Consider the following 11,907-nt stretch of genomic DNA (forward strand, 5'->3'; position numbering starts at 1 on the left):
GCTCCAGCCGGTGCCGACGCTGCCCGCGTAGTGCAGCAGTCCGTCGTGCCGCTCGCCGACCAGGACGGCTCCGGGCAGGCCGGTCAGCCGTCCGCGTCCGGGGGCCCATCCGCCGATCACGACGTCGGCGATGCGGTGGACCTTGATCTTCACCCAGGATTTCGAGCGTGCCCCGGTTTCGTACCGGGAGGTGAGCCGCTTCGCGATCAGCCCTTCCAGCCCGGCCTCCCGGGCCATCTCCCACGCCTCAGCCCCGTGCCCGGTGATCGCCGCGGGCGTCGACCAGGCGGGCCCGGCCAGCCCGAGACCTTCCAGCAGCGCCCGTCGTTCCGCGTACGGCAGTCCGGTCAGGAGCCGGCCGTCGAGGTGCACGACATCGAAGAGCATCAGGTGCGCGGGAACCCGGCCCGCCATACGCACGGCCCGGGCCGGGGCGCCGGCGAGGCCCATCCTCTGCTGGAGGCGCTCGAAGTCGCTGCGGCCCTGATCGTCGAGGGCGACGATCTCCCCGTCCAGCACGGCGCTGCGGGCTCCGAGTGCCCCGGCGAGGGGGAGGAGTTCGGGGTAGGCGGCGGTGATGTCCGTACCCGAACGAGCGTGCAGAAGGATGGTGCCGTCGCCCGGCAGGTAGACCATGGCCCGTTGGCCGTCCTGCTTCACCTCGAACGCCCACCGGTCCTCCACCCCCGCCGATGGCAGAGGGCCGGGGGTTGCGAGCATCGGCTCGATCCTCGGCAGCACGGCACCCGCAGCAGCAGGAGGAGGGTCAGGAGGCACTGCGCTTCTTCGCGGCCGTCTTCTTCGTCGTCTTCTTCGACGCCGTGGAACGCTTCGACGCGGCGGTCCTCTTCGCAGGCGTCTTCCTGGCGGTCTTCTTCGTCGGCCGTATCTCGTGCACGGTGGCGTCCTCGCCGTCGTCGCCGCGCGATTCCTTCGCGGCCTTGACGGAGGCGTTCAGGGCGGCCATCAGGTCCACGACCTCGCCCTTGTCCTGCTTCCCGTCGTCGGCCGGGGCAGGGAGGGGTTTGCCGTCGGCCTTCGCGGCGATGATGTCCTCCAGGGCCTCGCGGTACTCGTCGTGGAATCCGGACAGGTCCTCGATCGTCATCCGCTCGGCCAGCTGCAGTGCCTGCTCGATCTCCTCCTCGCTGACCTCGGCCTCGCGCGGGGCCAGCTCGTCGGGGCTGCGGATCTCGTCGGGCCACTTCATGGAGTGCAGCACGATCGCCCTTTCCCGGATCCGGAGCAGGCCCAGGCGCTCTCGGCCGTGCCACTGGAACTTGGCCACCGCGACCTTCGAGGACCGCTCCAGGGCTTTGCGTAGCAGGGTGTAGGGCTTGGCGGCGACCTGCCCGTCGGCGGCGAGGTAGTAGGAGTCGCTGATGCGGACCGGGTCGATCGTGTCGGCGTCGACGAACGCGGCGATCTCGATCGCCTTCGCCGTCGGCAGCGGCATCTGCTGCAGCTCTTCGTCCGTCACCGGGACTGTCTGGTCCTTCGCGATCTCGTAGCCCTTGCCGATCTCGTCCTGGGGCACCACCTGGTCGTCGAGCTCGCAGACCTTCCGCGTCCGCACCCGGCCCATGTCCGCAAGGTGCACCCGGTGGAAGTGGACGTCGTGGTCCTCGGTCGCGGACACGATCTTCACGGGGATCGTGACCAGCCCGAAGCTGATGGCACCGGCCCACAACGGTCGCGGCATCTCTTCCACCTCCAGGACCCTGCGCCGCTGCTCGGCGAGGGAGCCGCCCAGCTGAAGCGCTCGGGCTGCTACGTCGTACTCCTGATCCTCACGCGGGGCAGGGGAGCCCGCATCTCCACCCTGGTGCCGACAGCAGGTGACCGGTCCACGTTCCGATGTCTGGGGGAGCGGCCGGCTAGGGGAAGCGTTCCTGCGGTCAACCTCTCGCCTCGCGTGCCCTCGGGGGCTGGGGCCGCGACGAAGCGGGTGGGTCCGGCTTTGGCCGAGCCGGGCACGCCGCGGGGTGGGAGCAGGTGTAGGCGGCGCACAGCCAACAAGTTCTCGAGGCCGCGGCCCCAGTACGTCGGGGCACCGTGCCGCCTCGTGAAGATCTGAGCCGAAAGGCACGGAACCTCGCCGTCGCGCTTCTGCCTGAGCGATGGCCCCTGTGGAAGTCGCCTTGACCAGAGCGTTTGTGCAGCTGAGAGTGGAGCTCCTGATCGACTGGGGTGGGATGCATGACGCGTGACGAATACGCCGACCGTTGCGAGGAGCTCTTCGCGGTGGGTGGATTCTGTGAAGCTCGGAGGGCGGCGGAGTCCGGTCTGGAGGAGCTCGGGCCCGATCCGGTGCTCTACCGGTGGCTCGGTCTCGCGCACGTGGCGGAGGACGAGGACGACCACGATGCCGCAGCGGAGAAGGCCTACGAGGCCGGCCTTGCGCAGTGGCCGGACGACCTCGGACTCCTTGTCTCCTACCTGGAACTGTGCCTGCGTGCTGACACGTGGACGTACCCCGGACGCGCTGCCCGGGTGGAACGGCTCAAGGAGCGGATCGCGGTCCTTGCACCGGCGGGGTCGCCTGAGGCGGCACGGGTGGAGGACGCGCTCGGCTGGGCAGGGCGAGGCTACTGGCAGGACGTACGGGAGAGGACGGCGGCTGCCAGGAGAGATCGAGCAGCCCTGACGTCCCATAGTGCTGATGTTGCTGAAGCGCTGGAGCAGGGCGCCCAGGTATCAGCCGACCCGGAAGACGTGCGGGCCGCCGAGGCCGCGGCTGCTCTGGAGCTGCTGGCCGGCCCGTGGCGGGCCCCGCTGCGGCTCGTGATCCGTCACCGGGCGGCCGCGTACGTCACGGCTTTTGTGCTGGTTTTCGCCACCAACAAGGCCCTGGTGCTGAGCGGGGTCGTTTCCTACAGTGTGTGGGGCTGGATCTGGTTCATACCCCTCCTGCTGGCCGAATCGAAGCTCAGGCAGGCCCGACGGCTGGCCCAGCACCGGGTGATCGCCGCGATGGAGGCCAGGCACGCGGGTGTCGCCGCAGCCGACTAGTTTCCCCGTGCTGGCCCGACGCGACGACGACCCGGTGCGCGGTCTCGTCGTCGTCCACGGTGATGTCGAGCACCACCAAGCCCGACTCGATGAGGTGTTGCTCGTCGATTTCCTTCGTGCCTGTTACTGAAGCTGCGGCCACCCCGCACGGTCCAGAGACGAATCTGCTTTCACCGAGGGGGTGAAGTTCGCCCCCTCGGTGAAGGGAGCTACGAGGCCGGCTCGTACTCGACGACGGAGTCGGTGCACGGCTCGGCGAGGTTGAGGAGTGCGGCCTTCTCGGCTTCATCCATGGCCAGGGCCCAGCGGAGCTTCGTGGCGGTCCAGTCGACGAGGTACGTGCACGTCGCGGACTCGGCGGGCGGCATCCACTGGGCCGGATCCCGGTCGGCCTTGGACCGGTTGGTCTTCGCGGTGACCGCCACCAGACTCCTGTCCGCGCCGAGGTCGTTGGCATACGCCTCACGGCGCTCCGGCGTCCAAGCGTGTGCGCCGCTGTCCCACGCCTCGGCCAAGGGGACCATGTGGTCGATATCCAACTTCCGCGCGTCGGTGACCTCGACCTCGTCGTAGTACGAGAGCCAGCTGCCCCCGCTCAGCGAACACCGGGCACCCTGCTCCGGCGCGGTGACCGCCTCGGCGAGCAGAACTTCCGCCCGGGTCGTGCAGGAGTCGCCGTCTTCGTCGACCCAGTGCTTGAAGCTGTCCCGCTCGTACCCGGTCCGCTGCTCCTCGGTGACGGGGATCGACCCGATGGCTTCGATCAGGGGGAGCCCGGCTTCCTCCGCTGTTCCGCCGGGCGCACCGGACGGGTTGGTGCTCCCGGACGCGGTGGCAGTGGGCTTGGCGTCGTCAGCCTCCACCGTCTCGGCGGAACAGGCAGTCAGGGCACCGGCGATGAGTACAGCGGCGTACAAGGAGCCGAGGCGGCGCAGCTTCACGGAGTTCTCCAGCGGATCGGGGCTGATGTGAGCTCATACTTCCAGCTCACAGACATTCGTGATGTCGCGTCACATCGCTCTCAGCCGGGCATGGCCCGCTCTGCGCGCGCTGCGCGATGGTTCGGCTATCACCCGTACGGGCGGGACGCTGAGACCGCCCGTACGGGGTCGCCGGTTCGGGGCTGCCCCGGATGCCGACCGTATGGCTGCGTACGGGGCTGAGGCCGACACCAAAGCGAGGCCGGCCTTGTCCTCGGTCCCGGGCCCGGATTGACGGAGGAAGTACACCAACGCTGCTCTGCCATCTCCTGCGCCTGAGTATTCATGTCCCGGACTACCAGTTCCAGGTGGTCGCGCCTGAAATGGGTGTGGGTAGCGGGCGTCCGGGAGAGGGAAGGCGGTTCCTGGTGTTGCCCAGGACCTTCCCGAAAGCGGCGATGAGATCCTCGACGCGCGCAGCGGGGCCCTGGTCGGCGACTGGCGGGGGAGGCGTGGGTGTTGGAGGTGATTCGGGCGAGGCTTGGACGGCCTGGTGCCACAGTGGCTCGAAGTAGGTGTACTCGCCGTCGAGCGTCTGGACGAGGATTTGGACGTCCTCCCAGGTCCCGGCGGTGTTGGTCCGGGGTGAGGTGTTCCAGGTCGCGGGTGAAGCGGGGCAGCGTCTCGTAGGTGGGCACGTCGGTCCTCCGGGCAGCAAGAAGCCCCCGGAGATGCCGGGGGCGGCGGTCCTACTCGGGTTGAAGGTGGTCGGTGACGTGGTGCTGGGACGGGGCTTCTTCGGGCGATCGGTGGGGGCGCGGTACGTAGGAGTACGCGTCGTGGCGATAGCGGCGTCCGCTGGCGGTTCTCGGGGCCGCTGAGGCGCATGTGACCGGGCACCGCGCAGGAATTGCATGGCCTCGGAGGCACCCGCGGGGCGGGCGTGACGTTGTCGCCGTCGCCCGCCCTGCGGGATCGGCCGTGGAGTTCCGGTGAACTCTCCCGCCCCACGGGATTGCTCTTTTTTGCAGGTCAGGGCCGGTGTTCGCTGCCGGGATGATCAGTGTTGCGAAGGTGCAGCGGCGGAATGCCTGGCGGTACTACGTGCGCGGGGTCGCGTTCGGGGACGGGCACCGTTCCGTCGGCCAGTCGTTGGAGGACGCCCAGGAGATGGCCGGGCTGCCGCCCGGGGTGTGGCGGGGGCGCGGCCTGGCCGCGCTGGGCCTCAGCGACGGGCAGGTGGTGACGGAACGGCAGATGAAGCCGCTGTTGGGGGAGGGCCGGCACCCGGACGCCGACCGTATGGAGCGCGAGCTCCTGGACGACGGCGTCGACCCGGCCAGGGCGCGGCGGGCCACCGTCCTGGGTCAGCCGATCGAGGAGATCGAGCATCGCAAGCAGACCCCGCTGCTCGCCCTGGACTTCGTGTTCCGGCCGCAGGCGTCACTGGTCGTGCTGTGGGCGCTGGGAGACGAACCGACGCGCCGGGTCATCGAGCGGGCTCACGAGCGGGCCGTCGCCACGACGCTGCGCTGGCTGGAGGATGAGGTCGCACAGACCCGGTGGGCGTCCGGCCGGGGGCGCGCGAAAGCCCCGGCCCTGGTCGTCGCGGCGTTCAGGCACTACGACAACAGGAACGGGTTCCCCCTCCTTCACGAGCACTGTCTGATCGCCAACCGGGCACAGCGCCCGGACGGCTCCTGGTACGCGCTGGACACAACCCGGCTCTACAAGAACATCGTGGCCGCCGACACGCTGTACACCCTCCAGATGACGACCGAGGTGTGCGAGGAGCTCGGGTTGGCGACCGTGCCGAGGGTCGTGACGCCGGGCCTGCGCCCGGTGATGGAGATAGCCGGCGTCGACCAGGAGCTCATCGACTGGTCCTCCACCCGCCGCCGCCGGATCGAGGACGTCCTCGAGGGCGTCACCGACGACTACGTGAAGAAGCACGGCCGTCTGCCCGGCGAGCGCGCCCGCCATGGTCTGGCGTGGTGGGCGGCGCAGGAGACCCGCCCGGACAAGAAGACGCCGCGCCCGCTGGACCAGCTGCTCGCGTGGTGGCGTGTCTCCGCGCTTGTGAAGTTCGGGCAGCGGATGGTCGACGGGCTTCTTCAGCGGTGCCGGTCGGCCGGGGCGGCGATCCGGGCCCGGGTGGGCCCCTGGGTGGACACCGCGCTCGCCATGGTCGACGTCGCGGCGGTCGTCTTCACCGTGCGCGGAGTCTTCTACCGCCGCCACGTCCTGGCCGAAGCGCGCCGGCATCTGCTGGAGACCCTGCGCGGCCGCGCTTACGTGCCCGGCATCGACGACTACATCGCCGACCGGGCTCTTAAGCGCTACGGCCGTCAGCTCACCGTGCCCCAGAAGGGCCGGCGGGCCCCGGCTGCGGATCAGCTCTCCTACACAGCCGTGTTCACCTCGCCCAGCCGCTGGTGGATCGCGGGCACCGATGGGAAACCGCCCCGGGAGTCGACCCGGTACGAGCGGGCCAAGGTCGCCAGCCTCGCCCTGCAGAACGCGATCCGTACCGCCCTCACCGCACCACCCGCACAGGACGAAGCCCCGGCCGCGACCGCGTCGGCCGCACTCCCACCCGCCGGCGACCACGAGCACGACCAGGCGGCGCCGCACGGCGTCGACCATCCCGGCCGGGCTGCCGCTCAGACCCCGGCGCAGCGGGCCGCCGCCATCCACGCCCACCAGCAGGCCGCGATGCCCCAGGAGTACCTGGAGGGCCGCACCACGGACCCCGAGACGTGGATCACCTCGCCGCGGAACCTCGCCCACCTCGCCGCCCTCACCCGCGCAGCCGAGGCCCGCGGCCGCACGGTCGAAGAGCAGGCGGACCAGACCAAGCACGCGCACCAGGCGAAGCAGGCCCCGGCCGCTGACGCACAGCAACAGCACCACACGGCGCAGCCCGACCAGAGCAGGAGACCCGGCCCCGACCTGTGAAGGGGGCCGGGGCGGCGCGCGTCGGCGGGACGAAATTCACCGACGAACGCTAGCAGTCGGTCATCCAGACCTCATGGCGCAGCGCCGGAGACAACCTGTGCGGGCCGTGCAGGAAGGAGGACGTCGACCGGGCGGAGGCTGAGCGCGCTGCGTGCCGCGAGGCAGAGGAGGCCGCAGTGCGGGAGGCGGCCGAAGAGGACGCGAAGAAGAGCCGCGGACTGTTCGGCCACCGCCGGTAGCCCACGGGCCCGGTCACGGCTGCGTGCTGGTCGCGTCCTGCCCCCCCAGGGCGGGCTGCGGCCGACGCTGAAGACAGCACGGGCGGAGCGGTGTCAGTGGGCTGCGCTACGTTCGTCTTCCCCTCCGTGCGAGGGGCGCTGCTCTGCCCGGCCTATACGACAGGCCGGGCAGAGCAGGTGGCGCGATTCCCTCTTTTTCGGCACGAGGGCGCACCGTTCTTCCGGATGGAAGGACCGACACCGAGGTGTCCTCCCCCATGGGACGACGGACCGGACCGGTTTGCAAGGAAAACCGGGAACTTCACCCACAGGACGTGCCCGGTGTGCTGGACGTGCCCCGGAGTGGTCCGTTTCGCGCTCGTGACTGACCGTCCGCGATTTCTAATGTTCCGTAATTTCATGATCACGTCGCGTTATCGATGGGAGCGGGTCCATGCTGAGGATCCGTCAGCGGCGGCTCGGCACCCGTTCGTTGACGGAGATCCCTTCATGGCGCGGTGGCACTTCCGGATGCCGCGCCTGGCCGACTCCCGATACCGAGGATGGGTGATGAGCAGGAAACAGATAGCGGCGGCAATGATGCTGGCGCTCGTAGCGGTGCTGGCATGGAGCCTGATGATGGCGGCGATGGGCCACGCGGCCCTGATTGCCGGACTGGCCCCGGTCCTCGGACTGACCGTCACTCAGGTCCTGGGCGGCTACCGCGCCCGGACCACGCCGACCACCGGACGCCGGGTTGCGGCGGCGCCCGACGACGAGGACGGCACCCTGTGACGACGCTCCCCGCACCGGGATCGGCCTCCGGGCCGGCCCCGGTCCGTCCCGGCCGCAAGCTCGGACCCATCGCCCCCACCGTCGGTTCCACCCACGCCGCGTGGCTGGAGCCGACCCGCGACCGCTACCTCGCCAGCGGCTACACCCTGGCCGAACTCAGCCTCCACGTCGTCCTTGCCAAGTCGAAGCTCTCTGAGCTCCTGCGCGGGGTGGGGCACTACCCGCGCTGGGAAGTCATGCACCGCGTCGCTGCCGTCCTGGACATCCCCAGCTGGCCGCTGTACCGGCTGTGGCAGCAGGCCGCCCTGGACGTGGGCAAGAACAGCGACTGGATCGACCGCTCCGGCGAAGGCGGGCCCGCTGTCACCACCGCCGGCTCCGGCCGCCCGCCCCTGGCCCACGGCGCCCTGCGCGCCACCGTCGAAGACGGCTACATCCGCTATGCCGACGTCTTCCTTACCGGCGACGCCCGCGACCAGGTGGTGGAGGACACCTTCGCGATCCTCTGGCTCAGCTTCGACGAGGCCCTCGCCAGCCCCGACATCCGCCGCTACGCCTGGAACCTCCTGCGCGCCACGGTCAAGGCCCGTGCTGCTCACCGCGACGACCGCCCGCTGCTCGCGCAGAGCGCCTTCGACACCCTCGTCCTCCGCGAGGAGACCGACCCCGAGGCGCAGACGGACCAGCTGGCGGAGAGCATCGAGCTCTTCCTCGCGATCAGCAGGCTGCCCGACAACCACATGGACGTCATGGTGCTGCGACACCTGTGCGGCTTCCGCATCCGGGAGACCTCCGAACTCCTCGGAGTACCGATTGCCGCCGTACGGTCCGACGAACGCCATGCCCGACGCTTCATCACCGAGACCACCGAGCTGCACCTGACCGAAGGACCTACCCCATGACCACACTGGACGCTGTCCTCTCCCGGGCACTGCTCGCCTCCGACCGCACCGTTCCGCGTGACACCGTCCCCACCCGAGACACGAACCGGCGAGGGGAGGTCACTCCGAGGCAGACGGCCGGGTCGGCGGCCGACGACCTGCGCGCGCTGTGCGAGACCGTGGTGCGGCACACCCCGGCCACCGCCGTTGGCGAGTTCGTCACCGACCAGATCCCCGCACCCCGCGCCGCCCTGGTCCTGGCCTGCGTACTCCAGCTCAGCGACACCGACGACGGCGCCCGCTTCTGGTGGCAGTACGCCGCAGGCGCCGGACAACCTGCCGCCGCCTACTGCCTGTATCTCCACCACCTCGCCCTCGGCGAGACTCACGTCGCCAGCTGGTGGCACACCCAGACCGATGAGGCCGGCACCTGCAAACCCGTACCGCGCGCCCCCGCGGCGCGCACCGAGATCCGCTGCGCCGACGATCCCGGCCTCCCTGCCCTTCTGCGGGACGGTGAAGTCGTCTCGACCACCACCCTGCTGCGTGTCCTGAGGCAGCTGGCCCGGCACGTCACCCGTCAGCGCTCCTCCGTCGTCCTGGAGCTGATGGCCTACATGCCCGTCGCCGTGGCCAGCGGCTACCTGCGCGAACCTGACAGCGAGATCCCGCTGCCGGGACCGAACTTCGCCCACCAGGTCCGCGACCGACTGAACACAGCCCACCGCTCTCTTCGCCCCAGCGGCCTTCCGCCCCGCTCGCAGTCCCGTCCCCGGCCACGGCCAGGCGACCACCACCAGTGGCGGCGCGACCGCCACGCAGACGAAGCCGCAACCCGCTGAACCTATCCGCCGCGGCACCCCAGGGTGCCGCGGCCGGTACCCCCGGGGACGATGGCCAGAGGCGTCGTTAAGGGACTCGGTGCTCTACGTTCCCGCCCGCTCGGTCCCGCGACCGCGTCTCCAACCTGGAGACCGGCGGGGCCGGGCGGAAAGGAACCATCGCCATGACCTTCATCGAGCCCGTCCTGTACATCGGCGACGGCTTCGCCTATTCCGGCGACACGCCCTGACCCCGGCCGCCGGTCTCGGCGCCCGGGGTGCCCTCGGTCAGATGGCCGGCGGTGTTCTCGAGCCCCAGCAGCGTCCACTCGACCCCGGCCCGCTCCCGGGTTCCGCGTTGTCGTAGCGGCCTTCGGCGTCGGCGCGGATGTTCGCGGCGAGGGCGCGCAGGTCCTTCTGCAGTCCCTGCCGCTTGGCCGCGTCCATGGCCTGGATCATCTCGTCGGTGATGTCACCGGGTCGCAGTGCGCTCATCGCCTCGCCTTGGATGACGTCCCCCGCTGATGGCCATATCTCCAGGGCGCTGACCTGTGACGGGTGGTGGCGATAGCGTCCTGCCTCATGACCACCACCGACACGATCGCGGCCCTGGCTCTGGCCGTCGCGGTCGTCGCTGCCGTTGCCGCCATCGGCTCCTGGAGGGCCGCGCGCAACGCCAACGGGGCCGCGCAGACCCTGTCCCGGATCGAGGAGCAGCGCCTGCACGCCGATTTCACCCCGCACTTCCGCTGCACGGTCGTGGCCAACGAGGCTCGCTCCACCGCCATGCTGCGAGTCCACCTCGAAGGCCCGCCCGGCCTGCTGTCCCACGGCACCATCGAGATCACCGCCTCCCTGCGCAACGACAACCCGCACCGCGGCGACGGACCTCACCTCGCAGGCACCCCGACTCCCGAAGAGGTCCGCGCTCACATCTGGGGGCCGTGGAAGTTCAGCGCGGACGGACGCGACGACACCGGCCGTACGGTCGCCCCGCAGCAGTTAGCGATCGGCGAGTGGACGCGCTACGGCCTCACCCCCACCACCCCGCCGTCGTGGTCGGCGGACACCGCGGACGACTGGCGCCGCGACTACGCGAACGCGCCGTTGCGCCTGAGCATCACCGCCAGGTCCAAGGGCATTACCTGGACCGTTCCGCTGGAAGTTCCCGTTACAACCGAGGGCACTGCTTGACCCCTGCCCACCGGGCCGGCCGTCACGCACCGACGCCCGGCCCCGGCCCCGGCCGCAGGGACGCGGGCAGCTGGCTCGCTACGCTGTCGAAGCCGCAGCGAAGTCGGCAGGATCGGCCCGGAATGGAGGCCGGGCCGGGCTCGCGCTGTCGATGGTGACGGAACACCGGCCGCCAGCACCGCTGCTCAGGCGTGGATGTGCACGACGTAGGCCTGGTCATCGATCTCACGCAGGACGCTGACAGCGAGCATGAGCGCGGTCAAGGCATTGGAGGCGGTGTACTGCACGGTGCCTGCCGCGTGGGCGGTGGCGTGCCGGTTGAAGATGGATGGCACGGCCTGGGGGTGAAAGAACTCCTCCAGAGTCTTTGCCAGCGGCAGGAAGATGGCGGCCCTTCGGAACTCTCCGATCGCGGCGTCTTCCTCGGCTTCGACGCTGGGAACACTCCGCTTGATTTGCCGGTAGCTCCAGCGGCCTCTGGTGAGCCACTCGGGGTTGGCGAAGGCCATGCCGCGCATGAGGGTGTCCCAGACGTTCGCGGCCAGTGCCTGGCCGCTGCTGAACATGCCGTTTTCGATGGCTCGGGCACACTCCTCAAGCAGTTCCCGCTGTGCTGTGAGCCGCTCGTCCGTGACATCCACGAGGGCTTCACGGCAGGACGTGAGGATCTGCGGCCGACTGTCGTCGATGACCTGTGCGCGAGAAGAGGCGCCGTCGGCTGCGAGCAGTTGCCGGATGACGTCAGCCGGAGGCACCCACGCCAGAGGTACACCCTCTTGCATCAGCCGGACCATGTCCCGGTAGTCCAGGTGCTGGCCGCGCCAGTTCTCCGGCATCATCGCGTCCAAGCGCTCCAGCACGGGCAGCAGAGGCGCGACAGCCTTGGCCAGAGTCTCCCGCAGCGGCATCGGGAGCACCACCTTCGGTGCCGGCCTGATCGACGCAGCCATCGTCCGGCGGATGTTCTGGGTAGCCGCGTCCAGAATCGCGGCCAGTCGCGCGTCGAAATCATTCGTCATAGAGGCCCCTCCCGGCCTTGGGGCACAGCGGTACAGCGGTTAACGCTAAGCCGGTGATCATGGGCTTCTAGCACAGCAGATCGGTCTGG

General features: G+C 70.1%; 11 protein-coding genes. 6 read left to right on the forward strand and 5 right to left on the reverse strand.

The window, feature by feature from the left end; all coding sequences use genetic code 11:
• On the reverse strand, nt 1-720 hold a 720-nt coding region (locus JS521_RS09435; protein WP_205082262.1), incomplete at its 3' end, for an ATP-dependent DNA ligase.
• Between the two features lie 46 nt (nt 721-766).
• The gene (gene ku, locus JS521_RS09440) at nt 767-1,702 is read right to left on the reverse strand and encodes a non-homologous end joining protein Ku (RefSeq protein ID WP_205082263.1); all 936 of its coding nucleotides are present in this window, start codon (nt 1,700-1,702) and stop codon (nt 767-769) included.
• Between the two features lie 497 nt (nt 1,703-2,199).
• Here ku and JS521_RS09445 point away from each other — a divergent pair, with 497 nt between their 5' ends.
• Entirely contained in the window at nt 2,200-3,012 is an 813-nt protein-coding gene (locus JS521_RS09445; protein ID WP_205082264.1) for a hypothetical protein, read from the forward strand.
• Nucleotides 3,013-3,221: 209 nt separating this feature from the next.
• Here JS521_RS09445 and JS521_RS09450 read toward each other — a convergent pair whose 3' ends face one another.
• Entirely contained in the window at nt 3,222-3,953 is a 732-nt protein-coding gene (locus JS521_RS09450) for an HNH endonuclease family protein (protein WP_205082265.1), read from the reverse strand.
• Between the two features lie 1,035 nt (nt 3,954-4,988).
• Here JS521_RS09450 and mobF point away from each other — a divergent pair.
• The 4 genes from mobF to JS521_RS09470 all read left to right on the forward strand — a co-directional run bounded on the left by mobF (nt 4,989) and on the right by JS521_RS09470 (nt 9,626).
• Entirely contained in the window at nt 4,989-6,890 is a 1,902-nt protein-coding gene (gene mobF, locus JS521_RS09455) for a MobF family relaxase (RefSeq protein WP_205082266.1), read from the forward strand.
• 788 nt (nt 6,891-7,678) lie between these two features.
• Nucleotides 7,679-7,903: a hypothetical protein gene (locus JS521_RS09460; protein WP_032769849.1), complete on the forward strand. Its 225-nt coding sequence runs from the start codon at nt 7,679-7,681 to the stop codon at nt 7,901-7,903.
• Entirely contained in the window at nt 7,900-8,805 is a 906-nt protein-coding gene (locus JS521_RS09465; RefSeq protein ID WP_205082267.1) for a sigma-70 family RNA polymerase sigma factor, read from the forward strand. The genes JS521_RS09460 and JS521_RS09465 overlap by 4 nt, the downstream gene beginning before the upstream one ends.
• Nucleotides 8,802-9,626, forward strand: coding sequence for a hypothetical protein (locus tag JS521_RS09470; protein ID WP_205082268.1), 825 nt, complete (start codon nt 8,802-8,804; stop codon nt 9,624-9,626). Before JS521_RS09465 ends, JS521_RS09470 begins: the two co-directional genes overlap by 4 nt.
• A 267-nt stretch (nt 9,627-9,893) precedes the next feature.
• Here JS521_RS09470 and JS521_RS09475 read toward each other — a convergent pair whose 3' ends face one another.
• Nucleotides 9,894-10,100, reverse strand: a complete 207-nt coding sequence (locus tag JS521_RS09475) for a hypothetical protein (protein WP_205082269.1) — start codon at nt 10,098-10,100, stop codon at nt 9,894-9,896.
• Nucleotides 10,101-10,187: 87 nt separating this feature from the next.
• On the opposite strand from JS521_RS09475, the gene JS521_RS09480 reads away from it, so the two are divergent.
• Nucleotides 10,188-10,799 carry a hypothetical protein gene (locus JS521_RS09480; RefSeq protein ID WP_205082270.1) on the forward strand — a complete coding sequence of 204 codons (612 nt, stop codon included), beginning with the start codon at nt 10,188-10,190 and terminating at the stop codon, nt 10,797-10,799.
• A gap of 185 nt (nt 10,800-10,984) precedes the next feature.
• Here the strand turns inward: JS521_RS09480 and JS521_RS09485 are convergent, their stop codons facing one another.
• Nucleotides 10,985-11,818 (reverse strand): hypothetical protein, encoded by an 834-nt coding sequence (locus JS521_RS09485; protein ID WP_205082271.1) that lies wholly within the window; start codon nt 11,816-11,818, stop codon nt 10,985-10,987.
• Nucleotides 11,819-11,907: the final 89 nt, after the last annotated feature.

This window comes from Streptomyces durocortorensis, from assembly GCF_016901035.1.
GTDB classification, from domain to species: domain Bacteria; phylum Actinomycetota; class Actinomycetes; order Streptomycetales; family Streptomycetaceae; genus Streptomyces; species Streptomyces durocortorensis.